At 64.2% G+C, this 17,598-nt stretch carries 16 protein-coding genes; 7 read left to right on the top strand and 9 right to left on the bottom strand.

What is annotated here, in order from left to right; all coding sequences use genetic code 11:
* The first annotated feature begins 70 nt into the window (after positions 1-70).
* From AC1DYD_RS14440 to AC1DYD_RS14450, 3 genes are read left to right on the top strand one after another with little or no spacing between them, the layout of a single operon-like run.
* The gene (locus AC1DYD_RS14440; protein ID WP_478173430.1) at positions 71-1,726 is read left to right on the top strand and encodes an MFS transporter; all 1,656 of its coding nucleotides are present in this window, start codon (positions 71-73) and stop codon (positions 1,724-1,726) included.
* Positions 1,723-2,823, top strand: coding sequence for an HlyD family secretion protein (locus AC1DYD_RS14445; protein WP_478173431.1), 1,101 nt, complete (start codon positions 1,723-1,725; stop codon positions 2,821-2,823). The genes AC1DYD_RS14440 and AC1DYD_RS14445 overlap by 4 nt, the downstream gene beginning before the upstream one ends.
* A complete protein-coding gene (locus AC1DYD_RS14450) occupies positions 2,813-4,228 on the top strand; it encodes an efflux transporter outer membrane subunit (RefSeq protein ID WP_478173432.1) in 1,416 nt (471 codons plus the stop codon). The genes AC1DYD_RS14445 and AC1DYD_RS14450 overlap by 11 nt, the downstream gene beginning before the upstream one ends.
* Positions 4,229-4,277: 49 nt before the next feature.
* Here AC1DYD_RS14450 and AC1DYD_RS14455 read toward each other — a convergent pair whose 3' ends face one another.
* Positions 4,278-5,315 (bottom strand): AraC family transcriptional regulator, encoded by a 1,038-nt coding sequence (locus AC1DYD_RS14455; RefSeq protein ID WP_478173433.1) that lies wholly within the window; start codon positions 5,313-5,315, stop codon positions 4,278-4,280.
* A gap of 14 nt (positions 5,316-5,329) precedes the next feature.
* Here AC1DYD_RS14455 and AC1DYD_RS14460 point away from each other — a divergent pair, with 14 nt between their 5' ends.
* From AC1DYD_RS14460 to AC1DYD_RS14475, 4 genes are all read left to right on the top strand, one after another.
* Complete coding sequence (locus AC1DYD_RS14460; RefSeq protein ID WP_478173434.1) at positions 5,330-5,695, top strand: nuclear transport factor 2 family protein; 366 nt, start codon at positions 5,330-5,332, stop codon at positions 5,693-5,695.
* Positions 5,696-5,829: 134 nt separating this feature from the next.
* A complete protein-coding gene (locus AC1DYD_RS14465) occupies positions 5,830-6,576 on the top strand; it encodes an SDR family oxidoreductase (protein WP_478173435.1) in 747 nt (248 codons plus the stop codon).
* Between the two features lie 45 nt (positions 6,577-6,621).
* A complete protein-coding gene (locus AC1DYD_RS14470; RefSeq protein WP_478173436.1) occupies positions 6,622-7,197 on the top strand; it encodes a TetR/AcrR family transcriptional regulator in 576 nt (191 codons plus the stop codon).
* An 11-nt stretch (positions 7,198-7,208) separates the two neighbouring features.
* Positions 7,209-7,700, top strand: a complete 492-nt coding sequence (locus AC1DYD_RS14475) for a LysR substrate-binding domain-containing protein (RefSeq protein WP_478173437.1) — start codon at positions 7,209-7,211, stop codon at positions 7,698-7,700.
* Positions 7,701-7,939: 239 nt separating this feature from the next.
* Here the strand turns inward: AC1DYD_RS14475 and AC1DYD_RS14480 are convergent, their stop codons facing one another.
* From AC1DYD_RS14480 to AC1DYD_RS14515, 8 genes are all read right to left on the bottom strand, one after another.
* Positions 7,940-9,298: a (Fe-S)-binding protein gene (locus tag AC1DYD_RS14480; RefSeq protein ID WP_478173438.1), complete on the bottom strand. Its 1,359-nt coding sequence runs from the start codon at positions 9,296-9,298 to the stop codon at positions 7,940-7,942.
* Positions 9,295-9,972 (bottom strand): hypothetical protein, encoded by a 678-nt coding sequence (locus AC1DYD_RS14485; RefSeq protein ID WP_478173439.1) that lies wholly within the window; start codon positions 9,970-9,972, stop codon positions 9,295-9,297. Before AC1DYD_RS14485 ends, AC1DYD_RS14480 begins: the two co-directional genes overlap by 4 nt.
* Positions 9,973-10,009: 37 nt before the next feature.
* Entirely contained in the window at positions 10,010-10,183 is a 174-nt protein-coding gene (locus AC1DYD_RS14490; RefSeq protein ID WP_478173440.1) for a hypothetical protein, read from the bottom strand.
* 23 nt (positions 10,184-10,206) lie between these two features.
* A complete protein-coding gene (locus AC1DYD_RS14495; protein WP_478173441.1) occupies positions 10,207-11,478 on the bottom strand; it encodes an NAD(P)/FAD-dependent oxidoreductase in 1,272 nt (423 codons plus the stop codon).
* A 64-nt stretch (positions 11,479-11,542) separates the two neighbouring features.
* A complete protein-coding gene (locus AC1DYD_RS14500) occupies positions 11,543-12,904 on the bottom strand; it encodes a TolC family protein (protein WP_478173442.1) in 1,362 nt (453 codons plus the stop codon).
* A gap of 104 nt (positions 12,905-13,008) precedes the next feature.
* A complete protein-coding gene (locus AC1DYD_RS14505; RefSeq protein ID WP_478173443.1) occupies positions 13,009-13,218 on the bottom strand; it encodes a YgaP family membrane protein in 210 nt (69 codons plus the stop codon).
* Entirely contained in the window at positions 13,215-16,517 is a 3,303-nt protein-coding gene (locus tag AC1DYD_RS14510) for an efflux RND transporter permease subunit (protein WP_478173444.1), read from the bottom strand. The genes AC1DYD_RS14505 and AC1DYD_RS14510 overlap by 4 nt, the downstream gene beginning before the upstream one ends.
* Complete coding sequence (locus AC1DYD_RS14515; protein ID WP_478173445.1) at positions 16,514-17,575, bottom strand: efflux RND transporter periplasmic adaptor subunit; 1,062 nt, start codon at positions 17,573-17,575, stop codon at positions 16,514-16,516. The genes AC1DYD_RS14510 and AC1DYD_RS14515 overlap by 4 nt, the downstream gene beginning before the upstream one ends.
* Between the last annotated feature and the right edge of the window lie 23 nt (positions 17,576-17,598).

Consider the following 17,598-nt stretch of genomic DNA (forward strand, 5'->3'; position numbering starts at 1 on the left):
GAACTGATCAAGGAGATCTTTCTTTTGAGGCGACTACCGGGAGACATCTTGAGCCATGGCGCCTAGCCTTGTGGCAGTCATCCGACCGCCTGCGAATCCACCTGGCGGGGACGCCTACGATTTCGCACCCGAAGACCAGCCGACCTTCCCTGGCGGCCCGTTTTCGCCACCGCACCCTCCGCTTCGCCGTATCGGCTATGCAGCCGTCGGCCTCTATATCGGTGCAACCGCGACGTTTGCGAACGCGACCATCACCGTCAATGTGCCCTATCTGTCCGGTGAGTTGGCAACCTACGTCGCGCAGCTGAGTTGGTTGCCGGCCATCTATGTCGCGGCAAACGCGTGCGCGAACACGATGCTTGTGAAGGCCCGCGCCCAGTTCAGCATGCAGAACGTCATGCGGGTGCTCTTGATCCTGTACGCGATCGCTGCAGCACTCAGGTTCGTGTGGCCCGGCATGTCTTCGGAAGTCGTTGTTCGATTCGTGAGCGGCGTGGTCGCTGCGGGAATGACGACGATGGGCATCTACTATTTGCTGCAGGCAGTGCCGCCCAAGGCACGCGCGGTGGCGCTGGTGACGGGCCTGGGCATGACTCAATTGGGAACGCCTCTCGCCCGTCTGTTGCCCGTCGATCTCCTGTCCGCCCAGGGTTGGCGCGGCCAGCATTTCATCGAGCTGGCATCCGCATTGGTGGCCCTCGCGCTGACATTGCTGTTGCCACTCCCGCCAACCCCCCGTCTGCGCACGTTTCAACCGCTGGACTTCGTGACCGTCGCTTTCCTGCTGCCGGCCATGCTGCTGATCTGCGGGATCCTCAATCGCGGTCGTCTGGCCTGGTGGACCGATACGCCTTGGCTCGGCATCGATCTGGCCATTGCGATTCCCTTGCTGGCGACCGCCATCTTGATAGAGACGGTGCGCACACGCCCATTGATCCGCATCGCCTGGATGGGCACCAGAGAGTTCCTTGGCTTCGCGGCCATCGCGTTGCTGATGCGGCTTGCGCTCGCAGAGCAGACCTACGGGGCTGTTGGCTTGCTGACGGCAGGCAACCTCGACAACGACCAATTGCGTCGGTTGTTCTTGTGGGTCATCGTCGGCATGCTGCTCGGCATAGCAACTTGCGTGCTGACGCTGTCCGAGCGGGCCCTTCCGTTTCAAGTCATCGGTGCTGCCCTGGCGATTGCGCTTGGTGCATGGATGGACAGTCACGCGAACAATCTGACCCGGCCTGAGCAGCTCTATCTCAATCAAGCCCTGATTGGCTTTGGGACCAGTCTGTTCATCGGCCCGACGCTAGCGCACGGAATCATCAAGGTCGTACGCCTGGGGCCCGCCTATCTCGTCACCCTGGTGGTCGTCTTCAGCATGACGCAGAACGTCGGGGGGCTGATCGGCTCGGCATTCCTGGGCAGCTATCAGACGATCGCCGCGCGCTCTCACTACCAGGAACTTGCCGAGAAGATCGTGGTCGGAAACGAGCAGGTTGCCGATCGAACCCAACGGTCATCGCGGTCGCTCAACGGCGTTGTCGGAGATCCGGCCGCCCGTTCGCAACAGGGCGGCGCCTTGCTTTCAGCGTCGCTTTCCAGGGAAGCAAACATTCTCGCTTTCAACGACGTGTTTCGGTTCGTCTGCCAACTGGCACTTGGAACGGCGTTGTTGGCCGCGCTCCTGGTGCTGCTCGGCGCCCTGCGGCGCTTACGTTCAAGTGAACCCTCATGACTGATCCGGCACCCTCCGCCTCGTCGACCCCCTCGGGGCCCCGCCAGCATTGGCCGTTGCCTGGGAAGCACCCCCTCGTCATCGTTGCCATCGTCGCAGCGGCCGGGCTGGCCTTGCTGGCTGTGCTCCGCGCCTGGGAACTCCCTCCGTTCGAGAGTGGCGTTCGCGCGACCGACAACGCCTATCTCCGTGGTCGCACCACGATCATTGCACCGCAGGTCAGCGGCTACGTGACGGCGGTCCTGGCGCGCGACTATGCGTTCGTGGATGCGGGCCAGGTGCTCGTGCGCATCGATGACCGGCAATATCGAGCAAAAGTCGACCAGGCGCGCGCCGCACTCGCGGCGCAGAAGGCCGCATTGGCGAACCTCGAGCAAGCGCATGCGTCGCGAGTCGCAGCGCTTCAAGCGCAGTCCGCCGCCATCGCCAACTCGAAAGCGCAGCTGATTCGAGCGCGCGGTGATCTGGGACGGGTGGACGAACTCGTTTCCGACGGCTCTGTGTCGATGCGAGAACGTGATCAGCTGCGCGCGGCACTCGCCCAGGCGAATGCACAACTCGATCAGTCGCACGCGGCTCACGAGATCGCTCGCCAGGATGTTCGAACTGTAGAAGTCAGCCGAGACGGTCTCACCGCGCAGATAGATGCCGCGGCTGCGCAGTTGCGTGCGGCCGAGATCGACCTCGAGAACACGGTCATCCGTGCGCCGGAAAAGGGTCAGCTGGGCGAGGTGAGCGTTCGGCTGGGTCAATACGTGACGAATGGAACGCAGCTGCTGCCCTTGGTACCGGCAGACCGATGGGTCATCGCGAACTACAAGGAGGCCCAGACCTTCGGCATGCGGCCCGGCATGCGGGCCTGGATCACTGTCGATGCGCTGGGCGGGCATCGGTTCGACGGTCAGGTCGAAGAAGTCGCCCCCGCTGCAGGCTCGGAATTCTCGGTCGTCAAGCCGGACAACGGAACGGGAAACTTTGTCAAGATCCCGCAACGCATCGGCGTCAGATTGCGGCTGGATGCCTCCAACCCGCAGTTGCGTGAACTGCGGCCCGGGATGTCCGTCGAGGCCAATGTGGATACGGCGAATGCGCAATAGGCTGACGATCGTCGCCCTGACTGTGCTGGCCGGATGTGCCGGACCGCGGCCACCCGCTCCGTCCGAGGCCCGCGTGACGCCACCTGTCGAGTGGCGAAGCTCGGCCAGCCAGCCGGGCGTGAGGCTGTCGGCGAATTGGTGGGAGGGGTTCGATGATCCGGGATTGACGCGTATCGTTGCAGAGGCATTGGCGAACAACGACGACATCAACATTGCGGCGCAGCGCGTCGAAGCGCTGATGGCGCAGGCAGACTTCGCGCATGCGCAGCAATTTCCCCAGGTTGACGGCCGGTTTGTCCTGGAGCGGGATCGCAGCATCAATCCCGCATTCGGCGTTCCACAGGTTCAGACCGCGACCGAGCCGCTGCTCACATTCTCCTTCGATGCGGACTTGTTCGGCCGTCTTCGGTCGGCGACGGCAGCCGCGCGTGCAAATCTGCTCGCGACTCAGGCGGCGGAGGCGAGCGTCAAGCTGCTGGTAGCCTCCACCGCCGCACGCGATTGGTTCACATTGCGCTCGCTGGATCAACGTCTGGCCATCCTGGAGCAAACGCTGGTCGCGCGAGAGCAGACGGTCGAGCTCGTGCGCAGACGAGTGGCCGTTGGCTATGCTGCGCAACTCGATCTCGCGCAGGCGCAGGCCGAGTACCAGAGCACTGCCCAGCAGATCCCGGCCACGCAGCTTGCCATCCGTCGCGCCGAAGACGCGCTCTGTGTTCTCGTCGGGCGCAATCCGGGCGATATCGAGCGCGAAGGGCAAGCGCTCGCGCCGAAGCTGCCGCCCATTCCGCAAACGCTGCCTGCATCGCTTTTGCGACGCCGGCCCGATATCGTCGACGCGGAAGAACGCATCGTCGCTGCCGATCACACGCTGGATGCGTCTCGCGCCGCCTTCATGCCGAACCTGGAACTGTCCGGGGACCTCGGCCGTGTGCACTCCACGCTGCTCGATCACCCCATCAACGTCTTCACGATCGGGGCAAGCATCCTGGCGCCGATCTTCAATGCCGGACGCCTGCAGGCCCAGCAAAGCGTCGCCGCCGCCCGACGCAACGAGGCCGCATATGCCTATCGCAAGACAGCGCTGGGTGCTTTCTCGGAAGTAGAGGATGCCCTCTCGGCAACGCAGCGACTGCGCGAACAACTCAGCTCGCTCGAAGCACAAAGGCAAGCGCTGCAGCGGACGGTCCAGATCTCGTCGCAGCGCTACAAGGCGGGCTATTCGCCTTTCCTCGACCAACTCGACGCCCAACGCAGCTTGCTCAGTGTCCAACTCTTGCTCTCGCAAGTCTCGGCGGAACAGTTGAATGCATACGTCACGCTGTTCCAGGCTTTGGGCGGAGGTTGGGACCGGAAGCTGATCGACGAGCCACAGAAGGGTGCGGCCGCAACGGACGGTACCTGAGACTCGTTGAGCGAGCACTCTGGATCGTTTCCGAGATGCCCGCCGCTCATCAACTCGCCGCAGGGACAGCGGCTCGCCGGAATCGATCCGGTGCCACACCGCGCCAGCGTTTGAAGGTTCGACTGAAGGAGAACTCCGACTTGTAGCCGACACGTGCCGCAATTTCCGACAACCGAAAGTCCGTCTCTTGCAGCAATCGCGCGGCAATTCCCATGCGCCACCGCGTCAGGTAGTTGTGAGGCGGCTCACCGACTGCGGCATTGAACTGGCGGGCGAAGGCCGCGCGCGAAAGACCGGCTTCCTTGGCGAGCGCCTCCAGAGTCCAATTGTGTTCGGGTGACTCGTGGATGCAAGCGAGCGCCCGTGCGGTGTGCGGTGAGCGCACCGCCGAGAACCAGCCGCCGGCGTCGGGCGCGGCAGTTTCAGCCCATTCACGCATGAAGTAGACGAAGAGCAACGACAGCAGGTTGCGCACGACGATCTGATTGCCGAAGTTCGGTGCCTCGACCTCGGCGCGCAACAGGCGAAGCGTGGCGCCAAGTGCGAAGCTGCCGGACGCGCCATCTGCGCGCATGTGCACGGCGTTGGGCAAGGCACGCATGGCAGGCAACGCCAGATGCCGGTCGATGCCGAACTCGCCGCAGACCAGCGTGCTGGTTCGGATTGCCGAGTCGACCACGTCATGGCGCAACGCCATGAACTCGGCCAGCGGCAGTGTCTTTCCTCGCGCCGAATGCGCGACCTCGTGCGCGCTGCCGCGTGGGAACAAGATGAGTTCGCCGGGCAGGACCTCGATGGCGTCTGCGTTGGGTTGGCGCACGATGGCGCGCCCCTCGGCGACGAAATGAAAGACCGCCGCGTCACGCGGCGCAACAGCGAAGCCCCACGGACCGGCCATGCGCGTGCGCACCAGCACGATGCCATCGCCGCGCACGGCCTTGAGCCAACCATCGAGTGCTTGCATCGCTCCATCATAGTCCAAATGCGACGAACAGCTATGGAATAGCGACTTATGCACATTGTTCATCTCCCTTGTGATCGATCCAATACCTCTACATCCCCGCATGCGAGGGGGTGCCAAGTTCAACTACCGGAGCAATCATGCAACGCGAAAAAATGCAGGCCGCCGTGGCCACCATCTACGACAAGATCTTCAACGAGGGCCGGGGCGAGCTGCTTCCGCCCCTGGTTACCGGGCCCTACATCCAGCACAACCCTCAATTCCCGAACGGCACCGATTTCATCGTCGGCTTCCTCAAGCAGGTTGGAAAAGTTCCGTGTGAGGTCAAGCGAGTCGCCATCGATGGCGACCTTGCCTTCGTCCACGTGCGCTACCTCGACTGGGGCGGCAAGGAAACCGCAGGCGTCGACATCTTCCGTTTCGACGCGGACGGCAAGATCGTCGAGCACTGGGACGTGCTGCAGCCCGTGCCCGAGACCGGCAACAACACGAACACCATGTTCTGAGCGGCACCCGTGCAGAGGGTTGGCGACCGGTGAGCGACCAGAAAACCCTACGCTCGGAGTGGGCGAATCAATTTAAGATGACCGGTCATATACTACGTACATCTTCTACATTCCCTCGCACCCAAGGAGCGATCATGAAACTCACAGGAAACACCATCTTCATCACCGGCGGCGGTTCCGGCATCGGTCGCGGCTTGGCGGAGGCGCTGCATCAGGCAGGCAACCAGGTCATCATCTCCGGCCGTCGCAAGAGCCACTTGGACGCCACCACGGCAGCCAATCCAGGGATGGCGTCCGTTGAAATGGACGTCAACGACCCCGCCAGCATCGCAGCCGTGGCGGCTCAATTGACGCACGAGTACCCAAAGCTCAACGTCATCATCAACAACGCTGGCGTCATGCACATCGACGATGCATCGGCGGCCATTGATGAAGAGCTGATGCTGACAACGGTTTCCACCAACCTGCTGGGCCCGATTCGCGTGACATCCGCCTTGGTTGAACACCTCAAGAAGCAACCTGACGCGACGATCTTCAATGTGTCGTCCGTTCTGGGGTTTGTTCCGCTGGCCGTTTCGGCGGTCTACTCGTCGACAAAGGCTGCGATGCACTCGTACAGCCAGTCGCTGCGCTGGCGCCTGCAGGGCACTTCCGTCAAAGTGCGCGAGATCGCCCCCCCTTGGGTGCAAACCGACCTGCTCGGCAGCAACGACGAGCCTCGCGCCATGCCCCTTGCCCAGTTCGTCGTCGAGACGATGGCGCTGGTTGCCACCGACGAGAACGAACTCGTCGTCGATGCTGCCAAGCCGCTGCGCGCGGCGGTCGGGCCGGACAATGGCGCATTCGCCCTGAAATTCAATGACGAATTCGTGGCGGGTTGATCTTGATGCACCTCGATTCAAGATGGCCGGTCGCACAATGAGCCTATGGGCAGACCCAGTGTTCGTCATTTGATCGTCGAGGCGGGCCTCCGCGTGTTCCTGCGCGGAGGCTTCACTGCGAGCAGCGTTCAGGACATCACCGAAGAGGCCGGCGTTCCAAAGGGATCGTTCTACAACCACTTCGAAAGCAAGGAGGCGCTCGGCGCAGAGATCGTCGATCTCTATGCCGAGGGCGCCGGGCATCGCGAAGACCTCAAGAACGAATCCCTGCCGCCGCTGGAGCGCCTGCGGCGGCACTTCTGCGGCCTGAACAAGATGTATTCGGACGCCGGATTCGCGAACGGTTGCCTGCTGGGCAACTTCAGTGCGGAGTTGGCCGATTCGAGCCCGGCAATCCGCGAGCGCTTGTCTGCGCTCTTTGCCCGCTGGTCCGCCGAAACCGAGACTGCAATCGCCGAAGCACAGCAACGCGGTGAAGTCCGGAGCGACACGAGCGCAGCCGATCTCGCCGCCTTTCTCCTGGACGCCTATGAGGGAGCGATCCTGCGTGCTCGCGTCGATAGGAGCCCCGCGGCGTTCGACCGCTTCATGACCTTCGCGTTCGACAAACTGCTGCGCTGAATCGGGCGGAGATGTTCCTCACCCGCTGCCACCGCATCCTCAACGAGGTCGCTGCCGCGGAAGCCGAGCTGTCGAACGCCAGCGGCACACCGAGGGGACGACTGCGCATCAGTGCGCCGCAGCTCACGGAGCTCGTCATGCCAGCAATTCACAGTTTCATGCATGCTTACCCCGAGATCGACGTCGACCTGGATCTCTCCGATCGCATGGTCGACATCATCGAGGAAGGCTTCGATGTCGTGATCCGCACCGGCGATCAGGCTGACTCGAGACTGGCATCGCGCAAGATCGGCACCTCACGCCGAGTGCTGGCTGCATCGAGCGTATACCTCGATCGTCACGGCGTCGCGGACGACCTTGCCCGGGGCGATATGCGCAAGGTGCTTGACGAATTCATCGACGACCCGGTCACGTTCTGGGCCGTCTGGCCTACCTCGCGGCACTCATCTCCGAAGCTGCGGGCATTCGTCGACCATGTACGAACAAAACTCCTCCCTCCGTAGAAGATGAAGGTAAAAGGCCAGAAAGCGGAGCACCGTGTCCTCGGTCAGGGTCAGCGCCGGGTTGACCGCGTTCACGCGCACCCCAGGGGCCCGTAGGCCGCCGCCAGGCCGGCGGTCGCGAGCATCAACGCCGCATTGCATGCCGGTGTGCATGTTGTGGGCCGCTCATCACTTCGACGTCAATGAGGGGGCGAGGAGGCTTCACGTGCTTGCCCTACGATTGTTCTTCTTGTGGACCCCTAGACATCGATGGCGGCTTGCTTAGGTTCTCGCGGCAACTGGGCCGCGACCGTCTCGACCAGGCTTTCGATGTGGATCTGCGCTTGCTCGGCCTCGGCACCTTCCATGAAATTGAGGCGGCAACTTGCGCAGGACAGCACGACCGTGTCGGCGCCCGTGGCATCGATCTGCGCGCGCTTGATTTGCCAGGCCTTGTGTCGAAGAGGCGCTGCGCGGTTGATCAGGAAAGCCCCGGCGCCTCCGCCGCAACACCAATTCAGCTCCGCAGTGGGCGAGGTCTCCCGAAAATCCACGCCCAGCGCATTCAGCGCGGCTCGTGGCTCATCGAGAACGCCGCCATGGCGCGCCAGCTTGCAGGCGTCGTGATAGGTCAACTTGCGATCGGGATCACCGGGCACCAACGCGAGACGTCCGTCGCGGATCTCACGTCCGACAAACTCGGCAGCCGCCAACACCTCGAATGGCAACGCTTTCCCATCGGGCAGCCGCCCGTCCCAGCGCAGCGCCGGGTACGCATGGCCGCATTCGGGCAGGATCACTGCCTTGGCGCCGATTGCAACGGCCTCGTCGATAAGTCGCTTGCTCGCCGCTCTCTGCAATGCCTCGTTTCCGGACAACAGTCCGAAGTTGGCCGCCTCGAACCCTGCGCTGCGCAATGTCCAGTCGATATGCAGATGGTTCAGGATTTTTGCAGTTGCGGCCAAGGCATCCTGGAACAGCAGCACGTCGATTACTGTCGTGACCAGCATCACGTCGGCCCGTGGCTCGTCGAGCGGTATCCGGATGCCCCTGGCGCGCAGCACCTCCACCACGTGTGCCAGTTCAGCCGGCCCAACGCCGAACACTGTGCAGCGTCCGGCTTGCTCCTGCGCAACCGCCATGAGTTCCAGCGGCACCAGGCCCGCCTCCGACAGCGCTTCGCGCATCACGTTGACGCCGCGAGCGACGTTGATGCCCATGGGGCAGACCATGCTGCAGCGGCCACACTCGGTGCATGAGTCGTAGACCAACTCCTGCCATTCCCGCAGATCATCCGCGCTGATGTCACGTGTGAACCAGCGCCGGATGGCTGCGAACGCCGAGCCCTCCCGGGCGTGCACGCGCCGTAGAAGATCCAGCTTGCGCGTAGGGGTGTACTTCGGATCCTGCGTGCTCCGGTAGAAATGGCAGGCCTCGGAACAGTAGCCGCAATTCACGCATGCCTCGAGATCGAGCGCCAATGCGCGGTCGGTCTTGCGTCGCATGACGGCCTTGGCCCGGATGACCCGCTCCTCGTCGGCCATCGGCTCGGGCCTCGCCATCTCGCCCAGGTGCTCGATGGCCTCCTGGAACTGCTTGAAGACGGCCATGTCGATCATGGCCGTACTCCGCGGCGCCCGAGGAAGGTGGCCAGTTGCATGCGCGCAGGCAGGAAGAGGAACGCGTGCATCAGCTTGCCGAATGGAAACCAGATCAGCAGCAGCTCAAGGCTCATCAGATGGATCGCGAGCGGCCCGCGATACAGAACATGGTGCTGCGCCAGGATGGCTGAGGAAGGCTCGCCCACCAGCGCCATGCCGGTCATCAGCGGCAGCATCGTCACTGCCCAGGTCACCATGTCGTCGGCTCGGGAGATCTTCTTGAGCACGGGGTCAGTCAGCCTGAACATCAGCGCCATTAACAGGGAGACGATGGTCGCTGCGGCTGAGAGATACATGACGAAGTCGGGCAGTGCCGGCCATCCCAGGCCGGTCAGATAGCGAATGAAGGCGATGTGCGGTGCATAGCCGAAGAAGATCAGCGCGAGACCGATGTGGAACACATAGGGGTTGAATGTCACCAGCGTTGCGCTGCCCGGCATGCCCTGGCGTGGCCACATTCGTATGAGCGCTGCGCGAAACGCGTCGGTCTTGCCGAAGGGCTTGCGGGCGGGGGCTGGCTCCGGCGCGGCCGGAAGTCGAACCAGGGCGAACAGTCGCCATGCCACACCGAACACGAAAATCGCCAATGCCGCATAGAACAATGGCCCTCTCGCCCAGTCCAGCATGTCCATCCGCTGCTCCCATACGCCATGTTTGTCGAACTGCAGCCTAGGCTGCTTGCCCGAGACCGACCTTGACGGAAATCAAATCGTCGAGGCCTGCCTTGGCACCTCGGCGCCGGATGCCGGCCTTGAGAGGCAGGCCGTCCGGCGCGCGGACCGGGTCGTTCGACTTGACGAACTTGCGCCGGCGAACCTGAGACCTCGCGGCGCCAGCTTCCATCGATGGTCTCCGGAACCGATGAATCAGCGCTCGAGCCGCTCGATGCCGAGCGCCTTGAGGACATACTTCTCGTAGATCGGCTCGGATGTGCCGTTCTTCATCTTGTACATGAAGTACTTCTCGAATGCGACTTTGGCCAGGTGGACCCATTTGCCCTTCTTGAACCAGTTGACATTGCGCGGCGGGATCTGCGGCAGTGCCACGAAGGCAGCGCCGGTGTCTCCCATGTCGGCAAGGCAGATCGCGTTCCAAGTGCCTTTGGCGTCTGCCGGCCGGCCGTTGAGTTCGGCGACGATGTTGTGCACGATGGCTGTGATCATGGTCTCGATCATGTAGCCGGTCTTCGGTGCGCCCGTCGGAACGGGGGTCACTTCGACCGGCGGAATGGCGACGCAGACCCCGGCTGAAAAGATGTTTCGGTAATTTTTGCTGCGCTGGTACTCGTCGATCAATACGAATCCGCGCGGGTTGCACAGGCCCTCGACCGAAGCCACCGCGTCGACGCCCTTGAACGCAGGCAGCATCATGCTGAACTTGAAAGGCAGCTCGTGCTCCTTCTTCGGCTGACCGTGTTCGTCCATCTCGGTGACGAACATCTTGCCGGGCTCGATTCGCGTGACCTTGGCGTTGGTGATCCACTTGATGTCGTTGTTGCGGAACTCGCTTTCGAGCATCGACTTGGAGTCGCCAACGCCGCCCAGCCCCAGGTGGCCGATGTAGGGCTCGCTGGTCACGTATGTGATGGGCACCTTGTTGCGCAGCTTGCGGCGCTTGAGATCGGTGTTGAAGATGAAAGAGAACTCGTAGGCAGGCCCGAAGCACGATGCACCGGGCATCGCACCGATGACTGCCGGGCCGGGGTCGTTCAGGAACTGCTGGTACTGCGCCCAGGCCTTCTCGGCATGGTCAACCAGGCAGATCGACTGGGTGTGCCCATCCGGGCCGGCGCCAGGCACCTCGTCGAAGGCGAGCTTGGGGCCGGTGGTGATGACGAGATAGTCGTAGGTGAGCCTGCTGCCGTCCTGCAGCTCGAGCGCGTTGCCCGTTGCATCGATGCGCGTCACGCGTTGGGCGACGAACTCGATGCCCTTCTGCTCCAGGTAGGGGCGGATCTGGAAGGTGATCGCGCTGCGCTCCCGCCAGCCCACCGCGAGCCACGGGTTGGAAGGAACGAACTGGAAGTAGTCGACGGCGTTCACAACCGTGATGCGATGCGATTTGTCCAGTGCGCCGCGTAGCTCGTAGGCGGCAGGCATGCCGCCGGTACCGGCACCAAGAATGACGATGTGGGCCATGGTTGTGTCTCCTCGTTGCCGGTGTGCCCGGCCATCGGTAGTGAAAGTGGTCTGAAGCGGGTGGTTATTGCCGAGGCGCCGGGATCGGCTCAAGGTCCTCATTGACCGAGCGCCAGGAGACGTCGTCCAGTTGCCCGACAAGCGCCGCGAGGCGTAGCCGATCCATCAAGAGTCCGGCGCGGGCCTGCACCAGCGCCAGGCGGGCTGCGGCGGTATCGTTCTCGGCGTTCAGCAGGTCCAGGGTGGTGCGTTGGCCGACCTGGTGTCCCAGGTGCGTTGCATCCCGCCGCGCCTCGCTCGCCTTCACGCCATCCGAGAGGGCATGCACCCGTTCGGCACCGACGCTCAAGCCCAGCCAGGCGGACCGGACCTGCTGTGCGGTCGTCTGCCGACTGCGATCGGCTTCCGTGGCTGCCTTGTCGGCCAGGCGCAGGGCCTCTTCCTGCTTGGCGCTGCGATAGCCGCCGGTGAACAGGGGCACGGAGATCTGCACCCCGATCATGCGGTCCGTTCCCTTGTTGGAGGCGGAGCCGAAGTCACCGCTGCCGTTGAGCTGCTCGCGCGAGGCCTGAGCAACGACGTCCACCGCGACGGACGACTGCAGGCTGAATTTCGACGCTTCCTGCTTCGCGACTTCGGAGGCCAGTTCCCGGATGCGGATGTCGGGATTGCCGGCCTGCGCGTCGGCCAGCCACGCCGCCAATGGCCGCGGCTGGGTGTCCGCGGAGCGGCCGGCCGGCAGGCGGGCTGACAGCGTCGGGGCCGGCATCCCGGTGCTGTCGGCCAGCAGGTTGCGCTTGAGCTGCACATCGCTTTCGGCTGCCAGCACCTGCGCCCGAATGCCAGCCAGTCGGGCGCCCGTCTCATACGTGTCGGTGACCGGTGTCGCGCCCATCGTGAAACGGTCCTTCGCCTCGGTCGAAGCTCGTTGCACGGCATCCAGCTGGAGCTTCAGAACGCGCAGCGACTCTTCCGCCAGCGCGAGGTCGAAATAGCGCTGCGCGGTGCGCAGCATCAGGGACTGCCGGGCAGTCTGCCACTCGAGGTCGGCCAGGTCGACCGACAAGCCGAGCAGTTGTTGCTGGGCGCGTCGCTCGGGGTTGTAGAGGGGCTGGCTTGCCGTGAGCGCCCAACGTCCCGCCGTGCCTCCATTGACCGACGTGTTGAAGTTCACGTTGTTCGAGACGCCGAAACCGGGCGCGGAGAATTGCGCACCGCGGGTCTCCGTGTCACGGGTGGCGAATCCGGCCGAGGCACTCGCGTTGACACGCGGCAGCCAGAGTGCTGCGGCCTGGTCGCGGCGCGGCAGCGCGGCCTCATGTGTAGCCCGTGCCACGGCGTAGTCCATATCGCTCTGCTCGGCCGCCCGCAGGACTTCGATCAGGTCGTCCGCACGGGCTGCCTGCGAGGTGCAGGCGAGCGCCATCCCGCCAACCAGGAGCCAGCCCCGCGGGATCGACAACCTTCGGGCAGCGGCCGGGCTCGCTCCACTCGCCGATTGCCCGACGGTGAGGCCGCGTGCTGCCACGTTCAGGCGCCCGGGCGCGCACCGAGCTTGCGCATGATCGTCTCCATGAGGCACCACTTCGTCAGTGCGCTCTGCAGCAGGTTCGCACCGACGAACGCGGTGAAGGCCAGCCACCAGGAACTGACGAAGATCGGGCTGCCAGGGATGCCCAGTGCCAACGACAGCAGGATGAATGAGCCGGCGACGAGACGCACGAGTTGCCAGGAAGTCATGATGAAGCTCCTTCAGGTAGGACAGAGAAAGACGACGAGTCTGGTTGTACAGACCCAGTGATCGCGCCCAGGCGGTTGCGATAGGCGACGTAGTAGAGGATCGGAATGACGACCAGCGTCAACACGGTGGAGACGAAGATGCCGAAGATCAGCGAGATCGCCAGTCCGTTGAAGATCGGGTCGTCGAGAATGAAGAAGGCGCCCAGCATCGCCGAAAGACCGGTCAGCATGATCGGCTGGGCTCGCGTGATGGCCGAGTGCACGATGGCGTCCTTGAACGGCATCCCCTCGCGGACCTGGAGGTTGATGAAGTCCACCAGCAGGATCGAGTTGCGCACGATGATCCCGGCCAGCGCGATCATGCCGATCATGCTGGTCGCCGTGTATTGCGCGCCCAGCAGCGCATGACCGGGCATCACGCCGATGATCGTCAGCGGGATCGGCGCCATGATGATCAGCGGCGTCAGATAGGAGCCGAACTGTGCCACGACCAGGAGGTAGATCAGTATCAGGCCGACGGCATAGGCGGCACCCATGTCGCGGAAGGTCTCGTAGGTGATCTGCCACTCGCCATCCCACTTGAGCGCGTAATCGCGGTAGGCGTCCTCGGGCTGGCGGATGAAATACTCGACAAGTGAGCCTCCACCTGGTGTCGCTATCTTGGCCAGCTCACTGCGCATCGAAAAGACGCCGTAGAGCGGGCTGTCGAGCTTCCCGGCCATGTCGGCGACGACATAGTTCACCGGCAGCAGGTCCTTGTGATAGAGCGGTTGCTCGCGCACGGTGTCCGTCACCTTGACGAGTTCGCGAATGGGCACCAGGTTGCCCGCGGCGCTGCGCACCGTGAGTTGCAGCAGCGCATTCAGGTCTCCCTGGCGTTCGGCCGGCAACTGCAGCGTTGCCGCGGCGGGGTACTTGCTCTGGTCGTGCAGGTAAGCCGTGGCCTCGCCAGCCAGGCCCGCCCTGAGCGTGGTCACGATGGCCTGCTGCGGCACGCCCAGCATCGCCGCCTTCTGGCGGTCGACGAGCAGCAGGGTCTTCGGTGCCGCGGCGATGCTGCTGTCGTCGACGTCGACCACCCCCGGGGTCTTCTCGAACACTGCGCGTACGGCCTTCGCGACCCGCTGCCGCCCTTCAGCCTCGGGTCCATAGATTTCGGCCACGATCGGCGACAGCACCGGCGGGCCTGGGGGAACTTCCACCACCTTGATGTTGGCACCGAAGCGTTCGCCGATCTTCTGCAGAGCGGGCCGCACGCGCGTGGCGATCGCGTGGCTCTGCGCCTTGCGCTGGTGCTTGTCGACGAGATTGACTTGAAGGTCGCCGACTTCGCCGCCGGCGCGCAGGTAGTACTGGCGCACCAGTCCATTGAAGTTGATCGGCGCAGCGATGCCGGCATAGGCCTGGTAGTCGGTGACTTCGGGCACGGTGGTCAGGTAAGCGCCCAGCTCTTGCAGCACCGCGGCGGTTTGTTCGACCGGGGTGCCAGCCGGCATGTCGACGACGACCTGGAACTCCGACTTGTTGTCGAAAGGCAGCATCTTCAGCAGGACCAGGCCAGTCGCGGGCAGCGCGAGGGAGAGCGCGATCAGGATGCCGATGCCAAGGCCGAGCAGGCGGCGATTGCGCGAGCCGCGCTGTTCATCGAGCAGCGGACGGAACACGCGTGCGAACAGCGGCGCGAGCTTGGCTGCCAGGCCGTGAGCAGCCTTGGGGCCATCGGCCTTGGCAACGTGGGCCGGTGCTGCCTTCATCCAGAGGCGTGCCAGCCAGGGCGTGACCATGAAAGCGATCGCCAGCGACAGCAGCATGCCCATGCTCGCGTTGATCGGGATCGGGCTCATGTAGGGCCCCATCAAGCCGGACACGAAGGCCATCGGCAACAGCGCGGCGATCACCGTCAGCGTGGCCAGGATGGTCGGTCCGCCCACTTCGTCCACCGCGCCCGGGATGATCTGCGCCAACGTGCGCTCGGGATGCAACTTCTGATGGCGGTGAATGTTCTCGACCACGACGATCGCGTCGTCGACCAGGATGCCGATCGAGAAGATCAGGGCGAACAGCGACACCCGGTTCAACGTGAAGCCCCAGGCCCAGGATGCGAAGAGCGTGACCGTCAGCGTCAGGATCACCGCAGCGCCAACGATCGCGGCTTCCCGCCGACCCAGCGCGAGGAACACCAGCGCCACCACCGAGGCGGTGGCGAACAGCAGTTTCTGGATCAGCTTCTGGGCCTTGTCGTTGGCAGTCGCGCCATAGTTGCGGGTTTCGGCAACCTGTACGTCGGCGGGAATCACGGCATTGCGCAGAACGTCGACGCGCCGCATCACGGCGTTGGCGACATCGATGGCGTTTTCGCCAGGCTTCTTGGTGACCGCGAGGGTGACCGCTGGAAACTCAGCCGCGCCGGCACCGTCCTTGCCAGCCTCGCCATACCAGACGTAGCGGCTGGGCGGCAGCGGGCCATCGCGCACCGTGGCGACATCGCGCAGGAACACCGGCTTTCCGCCATGCACGCCGACCACCAGTTCGCCGACCTCGCTGGCTTGCCGCAGAAACGGACCGGATTCGATGGCCACGGCCTGGTTCCCCGAGATCAGTTCTCCGACCGGCAACCCGAGGTTGGCGGATTGCAGCGCGGTTCGGAGGTCTGACACGGTGACGCTGGCGCCGGCCATGCGCGCGGGGTCGAGTTCAACCAGAATGGCGCGGCCCGCTCCGGCGATCGTGTTCACTTCGCGGGTGCCTGCCACGCGTTTCAAGTCAGCCTCGATGCTGTGTGCCACGCGCTCCAGATCGTAGGGTCCGACCGCGGCGTTCTTGCTGAAGAGCGTCAGTGTCACGATCGGCACATCGTCGATGCCCTTGGGCTTGACGATCGGATCGAGAACGCCCAGGCCCTTGGGCAGCCAGTCGGCATTCGCGTTGACCGTGTCGTACAAGCGCACCAGGGCTTCGGTACGCGGCACGCCGACCTTGAACTGCACCGTGATCACGGCCAGGCCCGGTCGCGACACGGACATCACGTGCTCGACGCCTGAGATCTGGGCCAGCACCTGCTCGGCCGGCCCGGCCACCATCTGCTCGACGTCCCGCACGCTCGCACCCGGGAAGGGGATGAGCACATTGGCCATCGTGACGTTGATCTGCGGCTCTTCCTCGCGCGGCGTCACCAGCACGGCGAACGCGCCGAGCAGAAGTGCCATCAGTGCGAGCAACGGCGTGATCTGGGCGCTCTGGAAGAACGCCGCAATCCGGCCTGAAATGCCCAGCGACGAGGACCGCCCTTGCTGTGTCATGGCGTGGTCTGGCGGATGCGAACGGCGGCCTGCGGGTCGGTGGCCACTTTCTCGCCGGGCATCAGGCCCGAGAGGATCTCGACCTTGTCGCCGTCGACACGGCCCAGCCGCACCTGGCGGAGCATGGGACGGCCTTCCGAATTGAGGACGTAGAGTCCGGTCAGCTCAGCACGGCGCACGATGGCGGAAAGCGGGACCGACAGGCTCGGCATGGCGCTCGCACCCCCGCCGGCCACGGGCAGCCACAGTCGCGCGAACATGCCGGGTACGACACCGTCCAGACCGGGCGGAAGATCGACGCGAAACTGCACCGTATGGGTGGCTGCGTCAATCGTGGGCAGGATCTGCATGCGTACCGGAGTGACCCATTGGCGCTGTGCGGTCAGTCCGGGCAATTCCGCCCGCGGCAACTGGCCGGTCGCCACTTGCGCTGCTACGGTCTGGGGCACGGCTGCGGTAATCCGCAGGGCGGAAGGATCGTAGACAGTGATCAGGGCACGGCCCGGCATCGCCATGTCGCCCAACGACACCGGGACTTCCGCGATCACGCCTGCATAAGGCGCTCGGATGACATGGAAGCCGCTCTGCGTTCGTGCCACGCCGGCTTGGGCGCCTTGTGCCGCGACTTGCGCCCGGGTCGCCTTGAACTCGGATTCGGCGCGTTCCAGCGCCGCCTGGCTGATGTAGTTCTTCTGGAACAGCTGCTTCTGCCGCTCGTATTCCTTGGTCGCGACCTCCAGCGATGCGCGTGCGGCCTGGACCTGAGCATCGCTTGCAGCGGCGTTCTGGTCGGCTGCCCTGGCATCGATCTGCAGCAGCACTTGGCCGGCCTTGACGGAGTCGCCGACCCTGGCGTCAAGGTGGACCACCGCGCCAGACACTTGCGCGGCGATGACCGTCTGTCGCACAGCTTCGACGACGCCGTCAAAACCCGATGCGGCGGTCGCAGAAGGCCGGGCCGTCACGGCACTCAATGGCTCAGCGGCCGCCCAGGCGGACGCGGCCAGCGTGACCCCGGCGAGAAGGGCTGTGAGAGTGATCGAGCGAATCTTGAGCATACGGACAGTTCAGAGGGCGGTGC

The organism is Variovorax sp. P4_B11 (assembly GCF_056402355.1).